Annotated in this window: 21 protein-coding genes and 1 pseudogene; 19 read left to right on the top strand and 3 right to left on the bottom strand. The window is 54.5% G+C overall.

Annotated features, from left to right (window positions below; all coding sequences use genetic code 11):
• Positions 1-5 precede the first annotated feature (5 nt).
• Positions 6-1,226, bottom strand: a complete 1,221-nt coding sequence (locus tag XH87_RS08055) for a DegT/DnrJ/EryC1/StrS family aminotransferase (RefSeq protein ID WP_271586838.1) — start codon at positions 1,224-1,226, stop codon at positions 6-8.
• A 548-nt stretch (positions 1,227-1,774) separates the two neighbouring features.
• Here XH87_RS08055 and murJ point away from each other — a divergent pair.
• The 18 genes and pseudogenes from murJ (at position 1,775) to XH87_RS07965 (ending at position 20,791) form a co-directional block, all read left to right on the top strand.
• Positions 1,775-3,253 carry a murein biosynthesis integral membrane protein MurJ gene (murJ, locus tag XH87_RS08050; protein WP_271586837.1) on the top strand — a complete coding sequence of 493 codons (1,479 nt, stop codon included), beginning with the start codon at positions 1,775-1,777 and terminating at the stop codon, positions 3,251-3,253.
• On the top strand, positions 3,250-3,951 hold the full coding sequence (locus XH87_RS08045) for a class I SAM-dependent methyltransferase (RefSeq protein WP_271586836.1): 702 nt from the start codon (positions 3,250-3,252) through the stop codon (positions 3,949-3,951). Before murJ ends, XH87_RS08045 begins: the two co-directional genes overlap by 4 nt.
• 221 nt (positions 3,952-4,172) lie before the next feature.
• Positions 4,173-5,351 (top strand): hypothetical protein, encoded by a 1,179-nt coding sequence (locus tag XH87_RS08040; protein ID WP_271586835.1) that lies wholly within the window; start codon positions 4,173-4,175, stop codon positions 5,349-5,351.
• Positions 5,344-5,904 (top strand): hypothetical protein, encoded by a 561-nt coding sequence (locus tag XH87_RS08035; RefSeq protein WP_271586834.1) that lies wholly within the window; start codon positions 5,344-5,346, stop codon positions 5,902-5,904. Before XH87_RS08040 ends, XH87_RS08035 begins: the two co-directional genes overlap by 8 nt.
• On the top strand, positions 5,901-7,616 hold the full coding sequence (locus XH87_RS08030; protein ID WP_271586833.1) for an O-antigen ligase family protein: 1,716 nt from the start codon (positions 5,901-5,903) through the stop codon (positions 7,614-7,616). Before XH87_RS08035 ends, XH87_RS08030 begins: the two co-directional genes overlap by 4 nt.
• 122 nt (positions 7,617-7,738) lie before the next feature.
• Positions 7,739-8,674, top strand: coding sequence for an NAD-dependent epimerase/dehydratase family protein (locus XH87_RS08025; RefSeq protein ID WP_271586832.1), 936 nt, complete (start codon positions 7,739-7,741; stop codon positions 8,672-8,674).
• A 26-nt stretch (positions 8,675-8,700) separates the two neighbouring features.
• Complete coding sequence (locus XH87_RS08020) at positions 8,701-9,876, top strand: glycosyltransferase (protein WP_271586831.1); 1,176 nt, start codon at positions 8,701-8,703, stop codon at positions 9,874-9,876.
• A gap of 210 nt (positions 9,877-10,086) precedes the next feature.
• Positions 10,087-11,283 carry an NAD-dependent epimerase/dehydratase family protein gene (locus XH87_RS08015; RefSeq protein WP_271586830.1) on the top strand — a complete coding sequence of 399 codons (1,197 nt, stop codon included), beginning with the start codon at positions 10,087-10,089 and terminating at the stop codon, positions 11,281-11,283.
• Between the two features lie 209 nt (positions 11,284-11,492).
• A complete protein-coding gene (locus XH87_RS08010) occupies positions 11,493-12,122 on the top strand; it encodes a hypothetical protein (protein ID WP_271586829.1) in 630 nt (209 codons plus the stop codon).
• Positions 12,123-12,182: 60 nt separating this feature from the next.
• The gene (locus XH87_RS08005; RefSeq protein ID WP_271586828.1) at positions 12,183-13,232 is read left to right on the top strand and encodes a hypothetical protein; all 1,050 of its coding nucleotides are present in this window, start codon (positions 12,183-12,185) and stop codon (positions 13,230-13,232) included.
• A gap of 301 nt (positions 13,233-13,533) precedes the next feature.
• The gene (locus XH87_RS08000; protein ID WP_271586827.1) at positions 13,534-13,953 is read left to right on the top strand and encodes an SxtJ family membrane protein; all 420 of its coding nucleotides are present in this window, start codon (positions 13,534-13,536) and stop codon (positions 13,951-13,953) included.
• A 21-nt stretch (positions 13,954-13,974) separates the two neighbouring features.
• Positions 13,975-14,124, top strand: coding sequence for a DUF5989 family protein (locus XH87_RS07995; protein ID WP_271586826.1), 150 nt, complete (start codon positions 13,975-13,977; stop codon positions 14,122-14,124).
• Positions 14,125-14,135: 11 nt separating this feature from the next.
• A complete protein-coding gene (locus tag XH87_RS07990) occupies positions 14,136-15,968 on the top strand; it encodes a carbamoyltransferase family protein (RefSeq protein WP_271586825.1) in 1,833 nt (610 codons plus the stop codon).
• 96 nt (positions 15,969-16,064) lie between these two features.
• Entirely contained in the window at positions 16,065-16,970 is a 906-nt protein-coding gene (locus XH87_RS07985) for an acyltransferase family protein (RefSeq protein WP_271586824.1), read from the top strand.
• Positions 16,955-18,049 carry an acyltransferase family protein gene (locus XH87_RS07980; protein ID WP_271586823.1) on the top strand — a complete coding sequence of 365 codons (1,095 nt, stop codon included), beginning with the start codon at positions 16,955-16,957 and terminating at the stop codon, positions 18,047-18,049. Before XH87_RS07985 ends, XH87_RS07980 begins: the two co-directional genes overlap by 16 nt.
• 508 nt (positions 18,050-18,557) lie before the next feature.
• A complete protein-coding gene (locus XH87_RS07975) occupies positions 18,558-18,728 on the top strand; it encodes a hypothetical protein (protein ID WP_271586822.1) in 171 nt (56 codons plus the stop codon).
• Between the two features lie 304 nt (positions 18,729-19,032).
• Positions 19,033-19,472, top strand: a pseudogene (locus XH87_RS07970) (M48 family metallopeptidase); the annotation flags it as partial.
• 167 nt (positions 19,473-19,639) lie between these two features.
• Positions 19,640-20,791 (top strand): Shedu immune nuclease family protein, encoded by a 1,152-nt coding sequence (locus tag XH87_RS07965; protein ID WP_271586821.1) that lies wholly within the window; start codon positions 19,640-19,642, stop codon positions 20,789-20,791.
• 330 nt (positions 20,792-21,121) lie between these two features.
• On the opposite strand, the gene XH87_RS07960 is transcribed toward XH87_RS07965, so the two are convergent.
• Both XH87_RS07960 and XH87_RS07955 read right to left on the bottom strand, forming a co-directional pair.
• The gene (locus XH87_RS07960; protein ID WP_271586820.1) at positions 21,122-22,783 is read right to left on the bottom strand and encodes a recombinase family protein; all 1,662 of its coding nucleotides are present in this window, start codon (positions 22,781-22,783) and stop codon (positions 21,122-21,124) included.
• Positions 22,784-22,969: 186 nt separating this feature from the next.
• Positions 22,970-23,212 carry a hypothetical protein gene (locus XH87_RS07955; RefSeq protein WP_271586819.1) on the bottom strand — a complete coding sequence of 81 codons (243 nt, stop codon included), beginning with the start codon at positions 23,210-23,212 and terminating at the stop codon, positions 22,970-22,972.
• Positions 23,213-23,321: 109 nt separating this feature from the next.
• Here XH87_RS07955 and XH87_RS07950 point away from each other — a divergent pair, with 109 nt between their 5' ends.
• The gene (locus XH87_RS07950; protein WP_271586818.1) at positions 23,322-24,689 is read left to right on the top strand and encodes a hypothetical protein; all 1,368 of its coding nucleotides are present in this window, start codon (positions 23,322-23,324) and stop codon (positions 24,687-24,689) included.
• The last annotated feature ends 47 nt before the right edge of the window (positions 24,690-24,736 follow it).

Raw genomic sequence — 24,736 nt, 5'->3', positions numbered from 1 at the left:
TGAAGCTAAGCAAGGAGTCTTCGAGCAGCCTCGATCACGTAGGCCTGGACGCTGTCTGTCATTGAATTGAAGAGAGGTAGGGTAACGAGCTGTTCGAATGCTTGCTGAGAATGTGGAAACATGCCGGCTGAGACCCCAAGCGAACTGCGCCAGTATGAGTGCCGGTGGAGAGGTATGAAGTGAACGCTGCAATTTACGCCAGCTTCAGCCATGCCCACTATGAAGGCATCACGACTGATCGCGGCATCCGAATTCAGCCGTATCGCATAAAGATGGCTCGCGTGAACGTCGCCCGACGGCGCCCTTGGAGGACGCACAATGGGCAATTCAGCGAGCGCGGCGTCGTAGATATCGACCAGCGCCGACCTTCGTTTGTAGAAATCCCACGCGCGTTTCAACTGAACAATACCAAGCGCTGCCGCAATATCGGTTAGATTAGACTTGTAGCCTCGGGCGACAATCTCGTAGCCCCAAGAGTTGCTACCAGCCGCGCTATATCGCGCAAAAATGTCACGATCTATGCCATGCAGGCGCAGCGTTCGAGCCCGTTTGGCGACTGCGGGATCTGCGAACGTAATCATGCCTCCTTCGCCAGTGGTAATCGTCTTGGTCGCGTAAAAGCTGAATACGCTGGCATCGGAAGTGGCGTTTCCGATAATTCGGCCATTCCACGTTGTTGGCAATGCATGCGCCGCATCCTCAATCACCCTTAAACCATGGCGCCGCGCGATATCTCCAATCGCCGTCATATCGCAGGCCAAGCCCGCGTAATGAACGGGGATAATCGCTTTGGTGCGAGGCGTTATCAGACTCTCGATCTTTGCAATGTCGATATTGAGGGTAGATGGATCGATATCAGCGAGCACAGGTTTCGCGCCGACATGGACGATGCTCATGGCGGTTGCGCTGAAGGTGAAGTCGCTTGTGATGACTTCATCTCCTTCGCCTATCCCGAACGCCGCGAGCGCGATCTCCAAACCCGCGGTGCATGATGATACGGCCAGAGACTCGACATCCCCACCAACGAAACGCGTGAAATCTTGTTCGAAAGCTACGCAGCGGCTACCGGTAGTAAGCCACCCGGAACGTAAGCATTCAACGACCGCGTCGATTTCTTGCTGTCCAATGTCAGGCAGAGAAAATGGTACCTTTTGATGCCGTGGCGTCAAAATCTCGTCTTCCGCGACATTGATTTCTGCGGAATCAATCAGCCTTCTACTATTCATTAGCGAATCCTGGACCCTGCCCTCGGTTCGGTTAGATTCGCTAGCCGGCCTTCCGTCACAGCTCCGCCTACCCTATGAAACCAGCGTCTCACCCCCGAGAGGAATGACTAAATCAAAACAGCACCACTTAAGCGCGCAGCCTTGTTGAGTTTCAGCTTATCCCCTAGAGTGTCCTAGAAGAAGGTCGCAAGAGTGTCAATGCAATACGCGTGTCGGCTCGACGCGACAGCGGTGAGTTGTAATGCACAAAATGCATATCTGGAGGCTGCGCCCCATATGGCGTTCACATTTGCGGAAACTGCCATACCAGCTCCCCATGGGCGGTTGCCGCAAGCAATCACTGACTTATTTCATGCTGCGCGATGACCAGGGGCCGCAGTTCGAGTCCGCCTGCAAAGATTGAGAACCGGCGTCGCTTCGAAGTACAAGCCGGAGCCAGCACATCGGTCGGGAATGCTATTTTGCCCCCACGTATTCAGAGAACATCGATCCTACTCCTCTTTGTTATGCTTCTCGGTGCCGCGACCGGATACGCCCGGGAACTAGTTTTGGCCGGAGCCTTCGGCGCGAGCGGCGAAATCGACGCGTTCTATCTTTCCTTCGGAATCGTGCAAACGGCCCATGACTTACTGTTCGTGGGATCCCTTGGCGCAACGATCGTTCCCTTACTTCATACGTTTGGCGCGGAGCGCGCGGACAGTTTGCCCGCCAGGAGACGATTTGTCGTAACTGCGACGATGTTGGTAGGGCTGGTCGCGACCGCATTGGCAATCATAGTCTGGGCGATGATGCCGACGCTAGTCAAAGTTTGCGCGCCCGGGCTATCCGAAGCGGTCGCAACCGACGTCATTCATTTTGGCACGAGCTTGGTTTGGTTGTTGCCAGCAACCGCCTTGACAACTCTATTCGCGCTAGTGCTCAACGCTCATGGGAAGTTCGTATTGGCGGCCAGTGCCTATCTCATCAATAACTCAGTCTTCTGCATTTTGGTTCTAGTTTTCGCTCCAGGCATGGGCGCTCGTATTCTTCCCTTGGCGAGCGTTGCTGGTCTCCTCCTGGCAATTCCCATCCTCGCAGTGCGGCTTGCGCGAATGAACCTGTTAGCGCCCGTGTGGCCTGATCTCAGTCGGAGCTTCTTCTCGGGCCTATGGCGATTAGCGCGTATGCCGCTACTGTCTCTCGGGATCGGAAGTACCTCAGGATTGTTGATGGTGTCTCATTTGATCATTCGGGGATATGCCGCCGACTATCCCGAGGGCTCCATCGCGGCCCTAGGCTATGCCTTCCGGATCTATGAAGTGCCGCTGTCGCTCATTGCTAATCCTGTAGCCACACTTATTTTGCCGATCGTCGCAAGTCTCCATGTGGCCGGCGAAGTTGAGCAAATTGGCAGGCTCAGCAGCCAAATCCTTCTATGGGGCCTGGTTCTGCTTTTCCCGGCGGCTATGATCACTTGGCTTAATGCCGACCTAATTGTTACTCTGTTGCTCCGGCATGGGAATTTTGACGGCGATGCAGTCAGCGTTACCGCTGCTGCGCTCCGAGCGTTTGCACCCGCTGTAATGAGCGAGGCTGTATTCGTCGTTTTCTTCCGCTTTTTTTATGCGCTCCAAAAACCCGGCCGTACCGTCGGCGTGTCCCTCGCTACGCTTGGTGCGCTGCTGCTCCTGTTGCCAGTAACTGCGCCTACGGCATTCGTTGCAATCCCACTTTGCCTCTCTGCGGCTTTCACCTTAGCGGCCGGCATGTTGGTGTCGCTGCTCGTTCATGATGTTGGATGGAATGCGCTTCCGAAGTTCAGCGAAATCACTCGATGGGTGGTGTGCGCCCTACTGAGTTCAACAGTAGGGAAGCTGGCTCTCTGGGGGCAGGCAAGCGCTTACCCGTGGTCACAGATGACCGCATCAGCGCTGTTCATCTTGGTCTATTTTTCCAGTGTCGTGCTCTTGTTGCCGGACTGTCAACGCGTTGTCTTCGTGGCTGCAAAGAAGATTATGAGGAGAAGAAGCGGAGTCGGCGAAGCATGACGAACGAGCTCGATCGTATCAGGGACGTCTATCGTCGTCGGATCAAACTCGGCGTCATCAATCGATATTCTCCGTTTGTCCCCGGAGAGCTTCTTATGCTGCAGCGTCGCGAAGAGGAAACGCTGAGGCTGTTGCGTAAATACGGCATAGCAAGCTTGTCGCATATGCGAATCCTCGAAGTCGGGTGTGGCCGTGGCGCTCGTTTGGCAGATTGGTCCCGATGGGGCGCTGCGCCCGAGTCGCTTTATGGCATCGACTTGATGGAGCCTCTAATTCGCGAGGCCGAGCTATCTCTGCCAACCGCGCACTTTTCTGTTGGATCGGCAGATCGAATGCCATATGCGGATCAGAGTTTCGATATCGTCGTCCAGTTGACCGTTTTCACCTCAATTATGGATACCCAAGTGAAGCTCAGGGCCGCAGCTGAGATGTGCCGGGTCGCCAAGCCCGACGCACTCATTGTTTGGTACGATTTTCGTTACCCCAATCACCGGAATTCCGACGTACGGCCGATTGGGTTGAAAGAGCTGCGTGAACTCTTCCCCGGCTGGGATGTAGACGCTCACTCCATGACGCTTCTGCCGCCGTTGGCGCGCGCGTTGGCCCCGCTTTCTTGGGCCGCGTGCCGTTTGCTCGAAAAGTGCTGCCCTCCACTTCGAAGCCATTACTTGGCGGTTCTTAGGAAGCGAAGGCCGTAATTCTATGCTCAGTGAGAGCGCCGTCAGGAAAATGTTCGGAACGCTAGCCGCATGATTGAATGGCAGGATGCGGGACGAGTTTCCGAGCTTTGCAGTGCTCCAGGAACTAATTGCGCGCAATTGACTGCTTGCCTGGCCGGCGGTCGCGAGCCCGTTTTGTCCGCAATCGGACAAAATTGCGCGTCGAATTTACTCCCCGACGCCGATCCGAAGGCGCGCTCATGATCTATCTAATAAGCGCGATCGGTCTCATCTTCATGTCGAATTTGATCGCGATGTTCGTGATATCGAGTGTCGACATTGTATCGTATGTCGATGTGATGGTGATTTGTCGTCAGTTGGCTGAAGCGCCTGATCAGTGCTCTTCTGCAGCACAGAGCGTCGGATGGATAGGGTGTATTTCAAGCGTAATTCTCATTCTCCTCCTTCTTGCAGCCAATAGAAGATTTCCCGGCGCGCCGAAGTTTCGTAGAGTGGGGGGCGCGGCGTTTGCCGTCTTCATCCCGCTCATCGTGGCAACAGCATGGTTTCACTTACTCATCGAGCTGCGTTCTCCCTGGCCGATGTATCGAGAGGAGATATTCAAAGAGTATGCATCGGCGTTATCGCTAGGGAACTTGTTGTGGCCGCTTTGTCTGCAGCTTGCCATCAATGCAGAGGAGCGAAAATGGCGGGTCCTATTTCTTGCTGCACTGGCGCCGATAGTGGCCGCCTCGCCATTTCGCGGGGTACTCTTTGCAGTTGCCGTCTTTGGTATCAGTTTGCCATCTCTGGATTATGCCATCCGGCAAGTACAGATTTTCGGGGTTTGGTCGAAACAGGCTGCAATCTACGGAGTGACTATTTCGACGGTTGTTCTAGCGATGGTGTTTCAGCTCGGACTCGAAACGAAAGAGCGTCCCACTGACCTGAAGACTCAGGGAGGACTGTCCGCGCAAATCGCGGGGAAGCTGGGACAGCGAATTGCCATTCCGTTGTTTCAGGCGGAGTATGCTGGGGCACACAGTCTGGACCCGCACATGCCCTCTTTGGTAGAGGAGACACTCAGCAAGTTAAGATTGCGTAGCGGCACGAGTTCCAACGGATATCTGTATGCCAAGAGCCACGGGGGAGCAACTTATGGGGAGACAACGAGCCTGTTTTCTGGTGAGGCTTTGCTTCGAACCACTTCGCACCCCCTGATCTGGTCAGTCGTTGCTCCGTTCCTGCTAATTTTGGTTTGGATTGGCTTGCGCGCAATTGGATATGATGCGGGGGTCCTGATTGGCGTCGCAATTTGGCGCGGTTCTCTCGGCGGTGTCATAGGCATCCTGCCGTCATTGGCAATCCAGCTGGGACTATTTGTCGTGCTCTGTCGAATATTCGGAAAACTCACAACCACGGTTGATGCGAATGGGTAGCATTCGTCGAGCGTCGAGATTTGATCGCCTCGATCTTATCGCAATCCTTCTCCTTGCCAGTCTCCTTGCGACACAAATGGTGGGGATCGGCCTGGGATTGATTGCGCGCACGTACGTGGTCGTCAGGGCGGACTTCTCCTTCGATCGTTATCTCGAAGAGGACTGGATGCTTGAGAATGGTCAGGCTGAGGCTGCGGTCGCATTTAAGGACGTGATGCCGACGTTCCGGAGGCACCGCCCCGCCGTCGATTGCAATCTCAGGAATTTGGTCATAATCGTTCTTGTGCCGGGAAATATCGACACCAGGCCCATCTTTGAAAAGATAGAAACTAATCTCAACAATATCGTACGTTCTAAGCGCCAAATTGAAGCTGGTGTAAAGCCGGTGAAGCTAGCCGAACTCAGTCTGACCGCCTACCCTTGGTTCAAGCCGCTCGACATTTTGGCATCGCTAGTATTGCTCGGCGCGCTGCTGTTTTGGTTCTTCCTCCCTCGTAAGCTCCCTTACCATGAGCGCCTTGTGAGCGGGCGGTCGAAAGAGGCTTCCCGATGATCGCCGTCTGCTCCGAAACTTCGCTCTCGCAAACGAGACCTTGGCACAGCCCGCCGATAGGCTTTCTGGGCGCCGCAGGTTTGATGATATTTCTTCTTTTGATACCATCGGCATTCCCTGCACTCGAGATCTGGCCAAGTCTCATATTCATCGTAGCACTGGCGCTATTTGCTCCAGCTTACGGGCTTGCGCTCGGTATCTTCATTGCACCATTTCAGCAGTTTGCGAGCCTCAACCTGGATCAATTCCATTTGCTGCAGGGAGTCGCGTGGAGCTTCATCGCCTTTAGGCTGTTGTTACTCATCCAGCCACGAGACCTGCTCCGGATCAGAACGTCGCCCACTATCATTTTCTTCGGTGCGTTCACTTGTTTAGTCCTGTTTCGCAACGCTATTCCATTCACGTCCCGGTTCTACTTCCTCGACGCAGGTTTTGTTGTCACGATCTTTCTAATCACCATGACCGTTGGCACCGCGACGCGGCTCCCGTCCTATAGTTGGACTCTCGTATCAACTGCGATGTTGTCAGCGGTTCTTTTCTCGATCCTCTTCGACTTTGCACTAGTCTACATTCCTCTGGCAGAGTTGACCCCGTACCAATCAGCATTGCCGCCCGACAAACTTCGACTGGCTGGATTGCATGCAAATCCCAATGCCACTTCGAAATTTCTCTTGGCGGCGGTCAGCCTTACAAGTGCGCTGGTGGTCGGACGGGTTTTCAAGGAAGACCGCCTACGAGCATGGTACGCCTGGTTACTGCTCGCGGTCCTTTTGTTGGCGCTCTCCGCTACTGCGGCTAAGTCTGGGATCGCTGCACTTGTCGTCTCCCTAAGCATCGCGGCTTGTCTTTTGATGGGCTCCGCCTGGACCCAAAGACACAGTTCCGTTCTGTCGCCAAATGATCAAGTGATGGAAGTCGGAAAGGTTTTTGCGTTGTTCGTTTTCGCCGTGGCCAGTTGGACGATCGTGATCGCTCCCCCCATCAAGGAGCGTGGGGCTGCGGCTTGGCTCGCCTCGGGCCTGCCGCTGGATCGGCCGGACCTGAAAGAACTGGCAGGCAACAGGGCGGGCGCGAGTGAAGCTAGTGCAACTCACCCCGTGACGGGAGGAGACAGCCGCCCGGAAGGTTCGCGCTCGAGCTTAACGGGTGCATTCATTGAGGAATTCCGTATTGGGAAGTCATTTCAGCTCAAGGCCGGGGTCGCGCCAGGCTCTAGCCTAGAGAGCCCTCTCAAGTCCGAACTACAGGGGCAGAAGGCAACGAAACGCGATTGCGGGATAATGTGTACGGGGCAAAGAGATCTGCTTTGGTCCGCGGGACTGTCAATTTTGAAGCAGAATTGGTTCTGGGGGCTTGGGTATGGGGGATGGAAGCAAGCGCTTGATCAGAAACTTGGATATCCCTTCGACTCCCCTCATGTTGGCTTTCTAGAGCTAGCCGGCGAGTTCGGGATCATGGGCGCCGTCCTATATCTTTCGTTTGTCGCATTCATCTTCAATCGCGCGTGGAGAGGGCTTTGCCTCAACGGTGACGGTTATCGCAAAGCATTCATTGTCGGCGGCTCCTTGTTCTCGGTCGCGATTTTGACGACCGAGCTATTTGAGCCTGCGAAATTCTTCGCGATGGCTCCTCACGCTATATGGATTTGGACATTTCTGGCGATGCAAGAGCGCATGCTAGATGATCCTGACTGGGTCAGTTCGGTCGGTTGACGTCGATGGAGAAATGCGAGAGGCATTCTCGGATCAGCTTGGAATGGCCCTACGAAACTGCAGTACGGGTTTAAAGAGAACCGCGCCAGCTCGTGCTACCGCGGTCTTGGGGGAAAGTGGAAATGAGAAAAATCTTGGTAACGGGAGGCTGCGGCTTTGTAGGGGTCAATCTGATTGACTACCTTAGGCGCACGACCGATTGGGACATCGTCGTACTGGATAATCAGTCGCTTGGGAAAAAGGACTATTTAGCGCCCTATCGAGTAACATTCATCGACGGCGATATTCGAGATGCTGAAAGCGTTTCGAAGGCCGTAAGCGGCGTAACGAGCATTGTTCATCTTGCGGCTGACACGCGCGTCATAGACTCGATTGAAAATCCGGCTCATAACTTCGACGTCAACGTAAGGGGGACGTTTTGCTTGCTTGAAGCCGCGCGACGCGCCGGCATTAAGCGTCTAGTATTTGCCTCGACTGGAGGCGCGATAATCGGAGCTGCACAGCCTCCAGTGCATGAGGGGATGGTGCCCAAGCCAACGGCGCCCTACGGAGCCAGTAAGCTTTTTGGTGAGGGGTATCTTTCGGCCTACTCTGCTTCATATGGCATGAATGCGACTGCGCTACGCTTTTCGAACGTCTACGGGCCACGCTCTTATCATAAGGGGAGCGCGGTAGCGCAATTTTTCAAGAATGTGTTGGCGGGTAAAGAGATCACCGTGTTTGGCGATGGCACCCAGACGCGTGATTATGTTCACGTCGATGATATTTGTTCCGCAATTGCACTTGCGCTGACTGTTGAGAAGAGTGGAAGCGTCTATCAGTTAGGCTCGGGTATCGCGACCTCGGTGAATGAGTTGCTGGATCTGATCCGTGTTGCAATTCATCCCAACCCGATGCCGGAAATCAAGTATATGCCTTTCCGAGCTGGCGAGCTGGTGCACACACATTCCTCGATCGAGAAAGCAGTAACAGAACTCGGATATCGACCAACTCGGCTCCTTGCCGAGGGAATCGCCGAGACCTGGAAATGGTTCTTGAGCCACAACAAAGAAATCTAACGCCTGGTCTTCGAAAGAGCGAGAGTATGCTGCTTTTTTTTTGGTTGAGTGCAATTTGCGCTGTGTACTCTTACAGCGGATACCCAATAATTTTGTGGTTCGCCAGGCATCTCGTTGCCGTCAACGATGATTTGAAAGGCCGGATAGAGCAGCGCGCCGCCGCGAACTCGGCGTCGTTTACGATGATCGTCGCGGCTTACAATGAAGGGCCCCACATCAGGAGAAAGATCGAAAGCACGCGAGACGCATTGGAGAAAAATCCGGACAACGAGCTCATCGTCGTGTCAGATCACTCGACGGATGATACCGTCGCGGCTTCCGAACGCTTGCGTCACCCCCAAGTCCGCGTTTTAGAGAACGAAGGTCGGCGCGGCCGAGCCGGCGCACACAACTACGCCATCCGCTACGCAAAAAATGAATTTGTAATCTTTTCCGACGTGGAAACGCGAGTGCCGGCCGAGACGATATTGAAGATGGTGGACATCCTGGCTCTGCCAGGCATTGGCTGCGTCAATGCGGAGATCGTGTTTGAGAATGAAGGAGACGATAAGGTCAGCGATGCGGCGGGAATCTATTGGCGTTTCGAGATGTGGTTGAGGACCTGCGAAACTCTCCTTGGGCTGTACGCGACCTCAAGTGGGCCCTGTATGGGCATCCGCCGTTCCTTATTCAAGGACCTTCCTGCGACCGGTGATGTGGATTTCACTACTCCGCTTGATGTGATAAATGCCGGATATTTTTGTGCGCACCTGAACGGGCACGTTGCATACGATGTGATGCCGCCGAACGCCGACGGGGAATTCAAGGCACGCGTGCGGATGGTGGCGAAGAACTTCTCGGGGACGATTTCCAGATGGGGAGCGGAGAATATCATAAAGCGGCCCGTGTATACGTGGGCCCTTTATTCGCACAAGATATTTCGCTGGCTTACCCCGTTCTTCTTATTGGCTGCCCTGACGTCAAACTTGATCGTTCTCGACCAGGGCTGGTTCTATCAGGCGACGTTGTGTGTTCAGGGAGCGTTTTACGGGATGGCAGCGCTAGGGGCGGTAGCTTACCGGAAAAGGAGAAGGTGGCCCGTAGTGCAGCAGATATTTGGGTTTGTACTGGTGAATATCGCCTTTGCAATCGGGGTCCTGAAAGCGATAGTTGGCAACGTGCCGGCCTTCTACAACCCCACCCGGCTACAGGCTAAAGGATGACCCAGCGCGCGGCTGAGTTGGCTCGCGGGTCGCGCTGATCTTGTGACATGGCTCAGGATGGTGCGCTGCCGCATTTTGGGGCGAGCAAAGGGGGCGACCACACTGCGCGACACAGTCCCGAGTCGTATTCTTATTCCAAGGCCCCCCTGGATTGTGCGGCGCCTTGCGGGATGCTAGTTGTTGGAATCGAAAGTGATCTTAGGGGGTAATATGAAGATCGTCGTATTTGGGGGTGATGGATTTTGTGGCTGGCCGACCGCACTTCACTTGTCGGCGCAAGGACATGAAATTGTAATTGTGGACAATCTGGTCCGGCGATGTGCTGACATTGAGTTGGAGGTCTCGTCGCTTACGCCGATCAGTCCGATCTCAACCCGTCTTGAGGCTTGGAAGGAAGTGTCGGGTCGCACAATCGGCTTCTTGAACTTCGATGTTGCCAAGGAGTTTGACCGGATTACGGCGCTGTTTGCAGACTTCCAGCCGGACGCAATCGTTCACTTCGCAGAGCAACGAGCAGCTCCGTATTCGATGAAGTCGGAGCGTCACAAGCGCTATACCGTCAGCAACAATGTTGAAGCGACCCACAACGTTCTCTGTGCGATTGTTGAAAGCGGTCGCGATATCCATGTTGTGCACTTAGGCACGATGGGAGTGTACGGTTACGGTGGGGGAGCCGCAATTCCAGAAGGCTACCTGAACATCGAGGTGATGAGCGCCGAAGGGAGGAGAGTTTCACGCGAGATTCTTTACCCTGCGGATCCCGGTAGCGTTTACCACATGACCAAGACGCTCGATCAGCTGATATTCTATTACTACAACAAGAATGACCGCGTTCGCGTCACCGACCTACATCAAGGCGTCGTATGGGGCACGAACACGAAAGAAACCAATTCAGATCCGCGTTTGATAAATCGCTTCGACTATGACGGCGACTATGGGACGGTCCTGAATCGTTTTCTGATGCAGGCGGCGGTTGGATATCCACTCACGGTGCACGGCAAGGGCGGCCAAACAAGAGCATTCATCCATATTCAAGACACCGTTCGCTGTGTTGAGCTCGCGCTACTGAATCCCCCAAAGCGGGGCGCGCGTGTGCAGATCTTCAATCAAATGACGGAAACGCACCGGGTCGGAGAATTGGCGAATATTGTTTCAAAGCTAACCGGCGCAAAGATTCAAAATTTGCCGAATCCTCGAAATGAAGCGCCGGAAAACGATCTTATCGTTGAAGCCAAGAGCTTGGTGGAGCTGGGCCTTAAGCCTACGCGCTTGGAAAGCGGTCTGCTTCGCGAAGTTGTGGAGGTCGCCGAGCGTTATGCTGATCGATGCGATCGTCGTCGGATTCCATGTACCTCTGTTTGGCGACAAGATATCGATCTTTCGGTCGGCGCGAAGGGGGGCGAGTAACGCAGTTACGAACGTCGGCGGTTCTGAACAGACCGAGAATGACGCTTTCTTCGGATGGCGTTTCTCTCGCATCGATCTCAGTCGTCGGAGCCGCCGCTCCCGCAGCGCATGGGTGCTCCCCAGCGGCGAGCTTTCGCGCTCCTATGGGCTAGCGTGCGCTCGGTCCTCGGCGTTGGTTCGATCAGGCAGTCAGTTCCCGAGAATACGCAATGAAATGGTGGCTGAGAGTCCTGGGGGGAGCGGGCGTTCTCGTCGTTTCATTTTCGACGACCTTGTGGATCTTGCTCTACCTCGACAAGCAGAAGCTAGACAGTAGCGGAAGTTGGAAAAGACTCACCGTGGTTGATACGGGCGCTACGAAGGACGATCTGGGATGGCCTGGTTGCACTCTTCGAGTCGTCATACCTGCCACGGCCGTTACAGGCTCTGGCGAGGGCATCGCAGTTAAATTTGGCGCAGGTCCTGTGCGCGGGTTGCATATTACTGAATCCTTTATCGGTCAGTCGGCACCCGAAGGGCCCCCATATGCCTTTGACAAGCCGCCTGTCCGGCTAACGTTTGAGGGAAAGCAAAGCACTTTGATCCCCAAAAGATCGTCAGCCGTGTCCGATGACTCTCCAGAGTTTAGATTGGCCAAAGGAAGAAGCCTCGTCATTGCATTCTACGTGAAAGATACCTCAAACGATGATCCCATTGCCAAGCAACCAACACCCGGCTGGCGAACATTCTACAAGTGCCGCCGCGACACAGATACCGTACAGGCAACCGGATACGAGGAGCGGTCCGAAAAATTTGTTTCGCACGGCGTGTTGTCGGTAGACGTGATCAGGTCGAACTAGACGCTGGACGTCATGATTCCTCAAGGACTGAGGCGGTTCGAATGGAGGTCATCTAAACAGATGGGGCGGCTCGATCACCTTCGGCAGCAAGCGCACGTCATAGCAATCAATTTGATTCTCATTGTCTCGGGGATTGTCGCGGTAGAGTGCCTAATGGGCGATTGGTTTCGCTCTTTCGTTCCGCCAGACGCCGCAATTGTCGATCGGACCTACGTTTACGCTCAGAAGCTTTACGACCCACCGAGCGAGGTCACATATACCCGCGATAAGTATGGATTGAGAGGCGTATCGGAGGCGCTTCATGACATTGACGTCGTGACGGTCGGCGGTTCTACGACCGACGAACGGTACATCACGGAGGGCCAGACCTGGCAAGATGTTATCCGCGCAGTTGATCGGATTCATATTGCCAACGCAGGCGTCGATGGGATGACTTCGAGTGGTCATCTGATCGCGGTAGCCGAATGGCTTCACCAAATTCCGGAGCTGGCTCCCAAGTACTATCTTCATCTCATCGGAGGAAACGACGCGTTATTCAGCCAGTTCAGTCAGAACTATGACAGGTCGGGGAAGGACAGCTCATTCATACAAAAGGTTCTCAACCGATCGGCGTTAGCGCGAGCTTACCGGCAGATCCGTAATCTCCTCATGAGCCAGCGGTCGCTGGGCGTAGGCCATTTCCGAATAGATCCTGACGGCGAACCAAAGGTGGAAGTCGAGGCCGACCGCCTTGGCGGACTGGACCGGTACATTAAGAACATATATCAGCCAAATCTGGAGAAGCTTCTCAAGCTTCATGGCGAGCGAGGGGAGATTGCGATTTTCGTTTCGCAGCCTGTCAACCCAGAACTCGTCGTTTCGCGAGGCGAGGCAACGTTTATCTCTAAACAGATACTGAACTTGAGCGATTGGGCGCTACGCCTTCGCATCATTAACCGCACCACGAAAACCATATGCGAGAAACATCCGCAGGAGTGTCGGTTCGTCGATCTGGCCAATGAATTGGAGTTCGCTAAAGGCGATTTTTATGACTCACTGCATGCGACCCCAACGGGGGCGCGAAAAATTGGGACGTACCTTGCCGGGAAATTACTCGAGTTTTCGAAATAGCCTTCCGAGCCGGAATGCTCGCTAAACTTTCCTCATCCATAGAATGGAATCGGATTTCATCCACTCAACAATGGCAGAGGGCGATTTCGATTCCGGCCCAGTAGGCAGCCTCAGCGCCTGCCGCCATTTGCCGACAGTTGCTTCTCCCTCCCCGATTGTAGCCGAAAAAAGGTGACGTCCGGGACAACTCTTATTATACAAGCGGCCAAGTGCTCAGCTCCCGCAATCATGCTTTAGTTCAAGAGGCACTTGGGAGCGCGGGGTGATCGAAAGCCGCTATCGCTGAGGGTGTGAGAAGCTGATGCAGTTACTGGAATCCGAACAGAATGAAGTCGTCGTCGGGCCAAGCGACCGCAGGTTCGGAATCACGATGGCGTTGGTCTTCGCGGTTATCGGCTGTTTCAGTTTCTACAAACGGTCCTCGCACGCGCCGATCTGGCTCGCTGTTGCCGCGATAGTAATCGGGGTAGCTCTTTGGCGGCCGCAATCACTGGCGTCGGTTAATCGCGCTTGGCTAAAGCTCGGGCTGCTCATGTACCGAGTGGTCAACCCTGTCGTCATGGCAATCTTGTTCTTCGGCGCGATCATGCCAATCGGGTTGACGATGCGCATTTTCGGCAAGGACTTTCTCAACATGCGACAGGACAGTTCGGCGGAAACGTATTGGTCCACTCGTTCCGATCCCCGCCCACCATCTGAATCGATGCGGCACCAATTCTAGGCATAGATGTTCGAGGCGCCGATGTCCTTCTTACGTGAGTTGTTTGCCTTCATCCGCCTTCGCAGGAAATACTGGCTGGTTCCGATCTTCGTGGTGATGCTGTTGCTGGGCGGACTGCTCATACTAACCAAGGGGTCAGCATTGGCGCCCTTCATCTACACTCTTTTTTGAGGTGCGCGAAATTGCGAATCCTCGGAATCTCGGCCTTCTACCATGACAGTGCGGCCGCTCTCATCGTGGACGGCAAGATCGTTGCTGCAGCTCAAGAGGAGAGATTTACCCGTAAGAAGCATGATCCGAACTTTCCGGTAACGGCGACTCGCTATTGCCTAGCCGAGGCTGGGATTGATGCTCGCCAGCTCGACTATGTCGTGTTCTACGAAAAGCCATTCTTGAAATTTGAGCGGCTGCTCGAGACGTATCTCGCTTTCGCCCCGCGTGGTTTTGACTCTTTTCGAAAAGCAATTCCAGTTTGGTTGAAGGAAAAGCTGTTTCAAAAGAGCGTGCTTCGCAATCATCTCGCTGAGATCGATGATAACGTCGATTGGGAAGCCAAGTTGTTGTTCGCCGACCATCATCAAAGCCACGCTGCCTCTGCGTTTTTTGCCTCGCCATTTTCTGAGGCCGCGATCCTCACGTTAGATGGCGTCGGGGAATGGACAACAACATCCGCCGGATATGGTCGCGAGCACACACTCGATCTAACTCGCGAGATCAATTTCCCACACTCGATCGGCCTGCTCTATTCGGCATTCACCTACTACACCGGCTTCAAAGTGAATTCCGGAGAGTACAAGGTGATGGGGCTGGCGCCCTATGGCGAACCGAAATATGCGCAGACAATTCTCGATCATCTCATTGACCTCAAGGAAGATGGAAGCTTCCGTCTTGATCTCAATTATTTCGACTATTGTACCGGTCTCACAATGACCAATGACCGCTTCAATGCTCTCTTCGGCGGCGCAGTCCGCGATCCTACAGAGCCATTAGAGCAACGGCACATGGATCTTGCCGCCTCGGTACAACGGGTGACTGAGGAGATTGTGCTGCGCCTTGCTCGTGGTCTCGCGCAAGAGGGGAAGTCCAAGAATCTTTGCCTGGCCGGTGGCGTCGCCCTAAACTGTGTCGCCAACGGCAAGATTCTGCGTGAGCGGCACTTCGAAAGGATTTGGATCCAGCCCGCGGCCGGTGATGCTGGAGGTGCTGTGGGTGCGGCTTTGGCCGCCTACCATCAGTTCGCGGGTCAACCCCGTCCAGCGCCGGCTCATGATGCGATGGCCGGTGGCTATCTCGGACCGTCATTTTCGCAGACCCAGATAGAGCAACGCCTCGGCCAAGTCGGCGCGGTCTTTGCGACACTGGAGAGCGCTGATTTGATCCCACGCACCGTCGAAGCATTGATCCAGCAGCAAGCGGTTGGCTGGTTTCAGGGAAGGATGGAATTCGGCCCACGTGCACTCGGCGCTCGGTCTATTTTGGGCGATCCCCGGTCACCGTCGATGCAGCGCTCGCTCAACTTGCGGGTCAAATTCCGCGAAAGCTTTCGTCCCTTCGCACCAGCTGTGCTGCGAGACGATGTCGCCGACTGGTTCGATTTAGACAGTGACAGTCCCTATATGCAGCTGGTAGCCGACGTATTACCCAAGCGCAGGAGGCCCGTCGCCACTGGCGATGAAAAGCTGTTCGGTATCGAACGGCTTAATGTTCCTCGCTCAATTGTTCCAGCGGTGACTCATGTAGATTATTCGGCGCGGATCCAGACAGTCGATGCCGATACTAATCCTCGCTTCTATGATCTTCTGACCGCGTTCAAGGCGGCGACAGGTTGTCCGATCCTCGTCAATACTAGCTTCAATGTTCGCGGTGAACCGATTGTGTGTACGCCGGAAGATGCGTTCCGCTGCTTCATGGGCAGCGACGTCGACGTTCTCGTCATCGGCAATTGTTTCTTGAAGAAGGAGGATCAATCCGAGTCGCTGAAGCTGGATTACAAGAACGCGTTTGAACCGGATTGACACAGGACCGTCCTCAGCCAAGCGTGGTCCGCATTTTCGTCGTCAGCGCATCCGCACCAAAGAGCCAGTGATTAGGTTGTGGCGGTATTGAGCCCGATGCATCATCATCCCTACCGAGCCGATATTGATGGGTTGCGTGCTGTCGCTGTATTGGCCGTGGTGGCGTTTCATGCCGGCTGGGTCGGCGGCGGCTTTGTTGGAGTGGATGTCTTTTTTGTCATCTCGGGGTACTTGATCTCCCGTATGATATTTCTTGACTGGTCCGCGCCCGGCTTTGTTGGCCGTTTTTACGCGGGACGTATCCGAAGAATTTTTCCTGCATTAATAGTCGTCCTTTCTGCTTGTATCGGTCTCGGCCAGTTTGTCTTGTTGCCAACGGAACTAAAAGGTCTAGGCAAGCAAATCTTTGGCGGAGCGACATTCCTCTCAAACTTTGTCCTCGCGCGCGAGGCGGACTACTTCGATGTTGCGGCAGACTTAAAACCTCTCCTGCACTTGTGGTCTCTCGGAATCGAAGAGCAGTTCTATCTTATTTGGCCAGCTTTCATCATTTTTGCGATGCGGCGAAGGTGGAGTGTTGGGCACGTGATCTTAGTGCTCGCACTTTCATCGCTGGCTCTCAATGTTGCGTTTATCCAATCACGACCGGTTTTCACGTTCTATTGGCCCTTGACGCGATTGTGGGAGCTATTAGCAGGAGCTGCCGTTGCCCGATTTGAGCTTGCTGCGAAAGTTAGGAATCCTACGGCTGCATCTATCGTGGGTGCCCTTCTTATCCTGGCGGCGGTATGTACCTTCCATCGATCGATGGAGTACCCTGGTTGGTTAGCAATCGTCCCCGTCGTCGGGACGGCACTCCTAATCGCGTCTGGAGGGGCTGCTACCGTCAACCGGCTTCTTCTCTCACGCCAGCCGCTCGTGTTCATTGGGTTGATTAGCTATCCGCTGCTACCGTCAACCGGCTTCTTCTCTCACGCCAGCCGCTCGTGTTCATTGGGTTGATTAGCTATCCGCTCTATCTCTGGCACTGGCCGTTGCTATCCTTCGTCAGGATCGTCGAATCCGGAAATCCGGCCCACAAGTTCATAGCGGCAGCAGTCGGCCTGTCCTTTCCTCTTGCTTGGCTGACCTACAGATTCGTCGAACAGCCCATCCGAAACGGGTTTCAAGCTCATCAGAAGGTGCTTGAGCTCTCGATGGCAATGGCGTCAATTGCGATTATCGGCCTGGGACTCTTTTTCAATGAAGGCGCTGATCAAGCCTCTTCTATCGCAACATTGGACACCAAGTGGTTGGACGCCAAGCTGACGTGCGATGGACTTGTTCAATCACACGCACCCAACAATCGTTGTATCGCTTCAATCATCCAAGATGATGCTCCCATCGATCTAGTTATAGGCGATAGTCATGCATTTGCGTTTGCTTCGGGCCTGATCAGGCCAGGCATTGTTCCAAAGAATACGTTTCTGATCTCCCTAGCTGGATGCCCTCCCTTTCTGTCGGTTGATCGCTACGAGGATGGTATCAAACGATATTGCGATTTCGCCTCAATCATCGACAAGATAAGGCACGGCCGATCAATCAACCGCCTCATCCTGATTGGTCGCTACGCGTTCTATGCTTCCGGCGATGGATACGGATCGGATGGTGGGTTGAAGCCCGGGACCGTCGCCATTTCGCGGCCTGGGCGAACCGGCGGAAGTTATATCGAGATTCTAGTCAGCGGCCTGGAAGCGACGTTGCGCACATTGAGGGCCGCCCGAACAATACTCGTCTTGCAAGCCCCCGAGCTGGGATTTGACATCAAATCATGCGAAGATTCGCGGCCTGTTCGTCTCTCCAGTCACGTCCGTGTCCCCTGCGCAATTTCGAGAAGGGATGTAGAGGACCGTCAGAGCATATACCGGCCGGCGTTCAACGCTGTGTTGAAGGACTTTTCTGCGGTCGAGGTGATCGATCCAATGCAGCATCTATGCGACCGTGACTTGTGCTATGGCGCTAAAGATGCGCTGGTTCTTTATACCGACGATAATCACGTTAGCCCGGATGGTGCCGCGGAAGTATTCCTCGGCTTCCATTAGATCGCGTGGACGGACTGGGCCGCGATTCGAGGAGGCAACTTGGCGTGGCGATCATTCTGGCGTTGGATTGTGATCGGCATCCGCGCCGCAACGCATCGGACCGGCTCCTAGCCTCGGCGCTTGTCGATGCATGAGGCTTACCGAACGTCGATGCGAGCCTTGTACTTGCCTCGATGTTCAACCTGGCCCGAGAAGCCGACGCGTCCGGCGAACTCATTACAGATATTCGACCAGCGGGCGACGTCGCAATTAGCTTTTGCGATCATGAGGCACAACATCAAATTGCAATGCAAACTCGCTTGATTTCACCATTTCACCACTAGTCACGAGCGTTTGATAACGACACCGCAACATATTATTTCCAACGCGCTGGGTTCGACCTGCAATATGTCCTCGGGGAGACATGGATATCATTAGAAACATTTCTGGCCGCGTAGCGACCTTTTTTGTGACGCACATTACCGTGTATTAGTTGGCGCAGTTGTTGTGGCACACCAGGAGGGACACTGTGGAACCGAAATTAAGTGAGCGTGAAAAGATGTTGCTCTCCGCGTGCAAACTTGCCCAGAGCGAACTCGCTCCGGAATCAAGGGCACATCAGGCACTGAGCGAAGCAATTGCTAAAGCGGAATACGATCCAACGACCGATCCGATGCACGCGTTTATGCAGTACTTGTGATCATGTCGTGCAGCTCCGTAGGTTTGATGCTGGCCGCATGACTCGGAAGCGCAGGCAGTTTGTTGAAGGCTAGACAGAGCGTGGCTCGAAGATGCCGGCGCGCGCACGTTAACTCTACTCGATTCAAGAGAGCGGCTTTCGTTCTGTGGTCGCACTACGTAGGATCGCGCATCTACGCGAGACCTGAAAACGCTCGCCTATAGAACCGGTACCAGCACCAATCTACTTAGGCGCGATGACGCCTTTTCCGGTGCCAATCGCACAACTTTTCCTCCCTATTCGCAAGATGCCCAGCGGCGCACTCCACTTGGGGCGACCTTATCGGCTCAAGGTGGTACCCGATAACGCAGTGGTCATTCCGGGCATAACCGCACGAGGTTCATCGCTCGTCGCATCAGTACCGGAACTCGGCCTCTTGGTCCGCCGTGCAGCAATAAGGAGCGCGTTGCGCCACTGGTATCGCGACCACGCCAAAATGCATTTTTCGGATCGGGTATCCCACACTGCCGACTTACTTGGAATTGAAAGGCTGCCTGTTCGCGTTGTGGACCAATCAAAGCGGTGGGGAAGCTGCGACGCACGCGGGACCATTCGCTTGAATTGGCGATGCGCACGAGGGGATTGCCACATTCTCGAAACAACCATTCATGACGGTTCTGGCGCTGTTTGGAGACTATTATGCCGGACTATGACACACGGATTCGTCGGCTCAACAAGCTGGGACATCTGTTCGCTTTTTTGTAAAGCAGGCCTACCGCGAGGGGTACCGATAGGCTCCAATCCAGCGCATTAGCAGAGCTACTGGAGATAGGCACTGCAATTTCGCTTCCCGGTTCTGGCGAGTCCGCCAACATGGGCATATACTCTGCGCATTCATGCGCGAGTCGAGCCCCACAACGAGCGAAGCGGAGATGATCGACAATCATCGGCTCGACTGCCTGTACACGCACCCTTTTCGCGACGGCAAAGGCAAGTATTTTACCGTCGTGTCCAGTGACGATCACGGCGTCCCTTCTGTCGTGGAGTTCGAGCATCCCTGGCCGACTCGTAACAAGATCAAGACCCGTCTCACTTTCATTAAAGGGGATGATGGCGGTCACATCAAGCAAATCGAACTTAAGCGTTTCAAATACTACGCCAGGAAGGGCGATGTTGAGACGGAAGAGGGGATCACCTTTTCGTTTCCCTATTTTGTTGGACTCATAAGCTTCTTGCAATCATTGGCCGGACTGAATCTGAATGACGTGAATGAGCGTCGGATTCAGCTTATGAGCGGACCAGGTCTCGATGCTGATACTCGAAAGCAATTCCACACGCTTGCCGCGACGCCCGAAGGGCAGGAGTTGATCCGCGAGGTCGTCCGGAATGGCCAGCTTTCAGGCTCCGACATCATCAATATCGCGTACCGAAAGAACCAGCTGGAGATCTTCCAGGGGCTGATGTCGGGGATTGATGCCATTGCGAGGTATCGAACAAGCCACGGTATTCGCAAGACGGGTGATGAAGCCGTGTGGCAACACTTCTTTGAGGCCAATACCTGGATCTTTGGATATGGCCTGAACTTTGTTTTCAATCGGCCGCTTGAGGGGCGAGACCTCGAAAGCGTGGTGCGCGGTCACGATATCACCGGAGCTGGAAAGCGTGCCGATGCCTTACTCAAGACAGCGGGAATATTGAGTTCGCTATGCCTTGTAGAAATCAAGAAGCCGAATACTGATCTCCTCGAACGTGAGGCTTACCGTCCAGATTGCTGGCAGGTATCGCGAGAGCTCAGTGGAGGCATAGCTCAGTCGCAGAAAACGGTACAGCGGACATTGGAGAACTTGCCAGTGGAGTTCAGGCCGACCGACGGGAATGGAAACCCCACAGGAGAGATCGTGTACTCTTACAGACCGAAGTCCTTCTTGTTGATCGGCAAGCTATCTGAGTTCATGACCGATACGGGGCCAAATCGCGAGAAGTTCGCGTCATTTGAACTCTTGCGAAAGAATACAATCGCTCCAGAAATTATCACATTCGATGAGCTTCTTGAGCGCGCAAAGTTCATCGTTTCGAGATCGTAGCAAATCAGTGCGCCCACGGCACTCCCGAAAGTTACGTGACAATGAGACTGTCACCAAGATCAACGCAAGTATTTCAGACATACCAGGCGTTTCCCGAACCCGCACGTTCTCGAGGCGCCTCTTGCCTTAACGGCAACTTTCCTCGCCTATGAACCAGTGCGCGGCACAAGTAGATTCGATTGGGTATGCCACCCACAGGTCACAAGGCCTCACCCGAACGACTGGAAGAGTTTCGGCGCATTTACAAGGAAGCTTCTGGAGAGGAGATTACTGCTGAGGAGGCGCTGGAGATTACCCATCGGCTAATTGCGTTGTATAAATTGCTGCTGCTTACACGGCCCTTACCCGACGAGATCGAGAAACCTCCTTCGCCACCACCTCCGGCTCAAAGCGCTCCCGAAGACGTTTGATATTGTGCAAGATGCGCTGACCGTCTTCGGTTTGAAGGTCGCGGCACACTTCTAGTGCCCACTTGGCACGTTCTGCATGCAAAGTTCTAACGTCCTCGTGGACTCCCAGCAGAGTGAATGCGTTCGGTGTTTTGTGAGCCGACGTGAACGGTTTTTTGGCTTCAATCCTGAGTATTTTCTGTGTGAGGATCGGGTTCGAACCGACGGTTTCAAGAATGAGGCGTTTTGACTGATCGTCTCCCGTCAAGAACCAATCCGCGGCTCTGTTGCTGAACGAAACCCACTCCGATACGGGTTCGAACCCCGCCATTCTGTGAACCTCCGACGCCATCCGTTCCCGCAGTCTGATGCGCTCCTTTTGAAGTTCGCTTCGCTGCTCAAGATACTCTTGGTCGGCCAGGACGTTCCGGATACGAAGGCTGGTCAGCTCTGCAAGCTGCTCTTCAACGCTCTTGAGTGAGCTGTCTACTGATCGCCGTCGCACCGCTTGCTGCTCGTCGAGCGATGGGCCCGCGTCGCGCGACATTTCCTCCTGAACCCACTCCTCAATCGCGGGATGGATCCCAAGAGACCGAACGAATTGCTCTATCTGGTGCTCAAGAATTCGAGCTTCTACGGACGGCTCGTCACATCGGGAATCCACGCGCCGCTTCGTACAATGATAGTAGATATAATGTCGTCCAGATGGCTTGTACTTGTGTTCCGCCGTCACAGCTAAGCCACAAGAGCCGCAACGGATCATGCCAGTAAACGGAAAGACGTGCCTTTGTGGTCGAATACGACCCGGCCGCTGCAGCAGCGATCGCGCTCGCTCGAACTCATCTATCGTAACGATCGGTTCGTGCTTGCCGGGATACGTCTGCCCGCCCCAGACGATGACGCCCGCATAGAATGGGTTGGTCAGAAGGCGGTAGACCGAGCTAAGTGCGAGCGGCGCACCCCCCGTCCGTCTCTTTTTCGGCGCACGAAAGCCCCATTCATCACGCGCGATGACTGCTATCTGCTTGGCTGTATATGAGCCTGTGAGCATCAGCTCAAACATTGCTCGGACGAGGGGAAAACGTATCGGGTCTTTGACGATCGTCTTTGTGTCTGGGTCATTGAGGTATCCAAGCGGCGCCTGATTGGGTCGCCACCCTTTTTCAATTTTCGTCCGGTTTCCCCGTTTGACGTTGTCTGAGAGCGCATCCGAATAGTATTTCGATTGGCCAAACATGATCTGCAGCATGAATTTGCCTTGCGAATTGTTCTCGAATGTGTAGGTCGCAAATTTTAGGTCATGGATCACCCTACAATCGAGCATATAGATGAGACGGCCCCCATCGATCGAATTCCGCGCGAGACGATCAGGCGCCCATGCGATGATTCCACACGCAACCCCTTTCTCGATCTCGGCGATCATCTCACCGAATTTTGGGCGACCAGGAGCCTTGGCGCTGAACGATTCTTCGTAAACTCCAACTATTTCGATGTCAGGTCTGTCGCCGAATGTTCGCTTCAATGTCGTCAACTGGGACTCGATCGACGCGACCTGTCGATCTTCGGCTTCCGATGATTTCCGGCAATAGATGAAATAGCGCATAAGTGACGCTGACTCGCGATTCTAGAATCGGAATCGATTTTGCGCGAATCAGATATCCACAGAGCGTGCCAAGTTGTAGCGAAGCTGCGAGACGGTAAGACAGGCCGTATCGGCACACTTCCGCCTTCTTGCTTTGATGCGTAGGGAACGCGGTCCAAGACTCGATGCGGGCCGTCACAGGCTCGCCTACCACAGCGTTTGTTGCTTAAGCGGCTTACGCCCCTCGGCTCTGTCTTTTGATGACTCGCTACGCTCCTTGGCGTTTGCGTCATCAATCGACTTCTTCAAATCGAGCAGCATATTCTTGACCCAATCCATCGACGTTTCGAGCGCCGTAAATCGGCCGTTGGAGTACCAGGCCATCGCGATCAAGGCGCTCAAGAGCCCGATGAAATATTCCCAGCCAATATGTATCGTTATGCCTTCCATGCGCTCAGCCTAGGTGCGAGGGACGCTCGGTCCAAGGCTCGTGAATGTGCCGGACCAGATGCACATCCTGGCCTCGCCGAAATCGATTCGATCGACGACCATTCGATGCATGAACAATGACGCCATCCCCAAGCCGACGAACGAGCAGCGACATGTCAGACCGACAGTCTCCGATGTGCTCGAAGACGGCACCATCGTTGAATTGATATATAGGCCAGAGCATCGCACCACGTTGTTTGCGAAGTCGCTGGCGGGACGCTGGACCTTGGCTAGGCTCGTGGACGTGCCAGGCGGGCACCAGTTGGCCCCGTTCTCGCCCGACAACAATCTGATCACGAACGAGGTTGTCCTGCTCCCATCGGAGCCGCGTTCCTATGAAAGCGAGCAACAGCTCCTCACCGAGATCATCGACTTCATCCATCGCTATGCCGATCTTAGCTCGGCGTTTGAACAGGTCGCCGGTCATTACGTGCTCCTGAGCTGGGTATACGACGCATTCAATGACCTGCCATACCTTCGCCTTCGCGGCGATTTCGGGACCGGGAAGACGAGGTCGCTCCTCACGATTGGTTCGCTTTGCTACAAGCCATTCTTCGCGAGCGGCGCTTCTACGGTCTCGCCAATCTTCCATACGCTCGACGCCTTCCGCGGAACGCTGATCTTCGATGAGGCTGATTTCCGCTTTAGCGACGAGCGCTCCGAGATCGTCAAGATCCTGAACAACGGTAATGTCCGCGGCATGCCAGTCTTGCGCACTATCATGAACCGCCAGCGCGAGTTCAACCCGCGGGCATTCCATGTCTTTGGGCCAAAGATTGTCGCGACACGGGGTCGCTATGAGGATCGCGCACTGGAGAGCCGCTTCATCACCGAAGAAACCGGCACCCGGCGGCTCCGCGATGATATCCCTATCAACCTCCCGCCAACTTTCAAGGATGAGGCACGCGAGTTGCGCAACAAGCTGCTCCTGTACCGTTTTCGTAGGCGGCACGAGATCAAGCTTGACCCGTCCCTGGTCGACCCGACCCTGGAGCCGCGCATCAATCAGATCATGCTGCCGCTCCTGAGCGTCGTCAACGATCGACGGCTCCAGGATACGCTTCGCGGTGCAGCCAAAATCGCTCAGGATTCAATTATTGCTGAGCGAGGCCTCCTCATGGAGGCGCAAGTTCTGGAAGTCCTCATGGAGCAAATGCTGTCTTCCACTAGAAGCGTTGTTCCGGTGGCTGAGGTTACGAGCGGAATGATCCGCCGCTACGGTGCTGAGTATGAGCGACCACTTACAAATCGGTGGATTGGAAGCATCTTGCGCAAAAAGCTGAATCTTCTGACCTACAAATTCCATGGGGTGTACGTGGTGCCTATGGCTGAGCGTGAGAAAACAGAGATGTTATGTCAGCGGTATGGTGTGAGCGTCACTATCGACGCCGCTTCAAAGGAGGGACATGGGGACGTGGGGACTTCTGGCGCCTTCTAGGGGCATCAAGGGCCTTTGACGGGTCTTGCAAATATATACGAGGGGGG

Source organism: Bradyrhizobium sp. CCBAU 53415 (assembly GCF_028128735.1).
Lineage (GTDB): Bacteria > Pseudomonadota > Alphaproteobacteria > Rhizobiales > Xanthobacteraceae > Bradyrhizobium.
This window is presented reverse-complemented; position numbering and strand designations above follow the sequence as displayed.

Excerpts from the sequence above, each read along its gene's own strand:
- XH87_RS08055 (WP_271586838.1), bottom strand. The coding sequence starts at position 1,226 with ATGAATAGTAGAAGGCTGATTGATTCCGCAGAAATCAATGTCGCGGAA.
- XH87_RS08045 (WP_271586836.1), top strand. The coding sequence starts at position 3,250 with ATGACGAACGAGCTCGATCGTATCAGGGACGTCTATCGTCGTCGGATC.
- XH87_RS08040 (WP_271586835.1), top strand. The coding sequence starts at position 4,173 with ATGATCTATCTAATAAGCGCGATCGGTCTCATCTTCATGTCGAATTTG.
- XH87_RS08035 (WP_271586834.1), top strand. The coding sequence starts at position 5,344 with ATGGGTAGCATTCGTCGAGCGTCGAGATTTGATCGCCTCGATCTTATC.
- XH87_RS08030 (WP_271586833.1), top strand. The coding sequence starts at position 5,901 with ATGATCGCCGTCTGCTCCGAAACTTCGCTCTCGCAAACGAGACCTTGG.
- XH87_RS08025 (WP_271586832.1), top strand. The coding sequence starts at position 7,739 with ATGAGAAAAATCTTGGTAACGGGAGGCTGCGGCTTTGTAGGGGTCAAT.
- XH87_RS08020 (WP_271586831.1), top strand. The coding sequence starts at position 8,701 with ATGCTGCTTTTTTTTTGGTTGAGTGCAATTTGCGCTGTGTACTCTTAC.
- XH87_RS08015 (WP_271586830.1), top strand. The coding sequence starts at position 10,087 with ATGAAGATCGTCGTATTTGGGGGTGATGGATTTTGTGGCTGGCCGACC.
- XH87_RS08010 (WP_271586829.1), top strand. The coding sequence starts at position 11,493 with ATGAAATGGTGGCTGAGAGTCCTGGGGGGAGCGGGCGTTCTCGTCGTT.
- XH87_RS08005 (WP_271586828.1), top strand. The coding sequence starts at position 12,183 with ATGGGGCGGCTCGATCACCTTCGGCAGCAAGCGCACGTCATAGCAATC.
- XH87_RS08000 (WP_271586827.1), top strand. The coding sequence starts at position 13,534 with ATGCAGTTACTGGAATCCGAACAGAATGAAGTCGTCGTCGGGCCAAGC.
- XH87_RS07995 (WP_271586826.1), top strand. The coding sequence starts at position 13,975 with ATGTCCTTCTTACGTGAGTTGTTTGCCTTCATCCGCCTTCGCAGGAAA.
- XH87_RS07985 (WP_271586824.1), top strand. The coding sequence starts at position 16,065 with ATGCATCATCATCCCTACCGAGCCGATATTGATGGGTTGCGTGCTGTC.
- XH87_RS07965 (WP_271586821.1), top strand. The coding sequence starts at position 19,640 with ATGATCGACAATCATCGGCTCGACTGCCTGTACACGCACCCTTTTCGC.
- XH87_RS07960 (WP_271586820.1), bottom strand. The coding sequence starts at position 22,783 with ATGCGCTATTTCATCTATTGCCGGAAATCATCGGAAGCCGAAGATCGA.
- XH87_RS07955 (WP_271586819.1), bottom strand. The coding sequence starts at position 23,212 with ATGGAAGGCATAACGATACATATTGGCTGGGAATATTTCATCGGGCTC.
- XH87_RS07950 (WP_271586818.1), top strand. The coding sequence starts at position 23,322 with ATGAACAATGACGCCATCCCCAAGCCGACGAACGAGCAGCGACATGTC.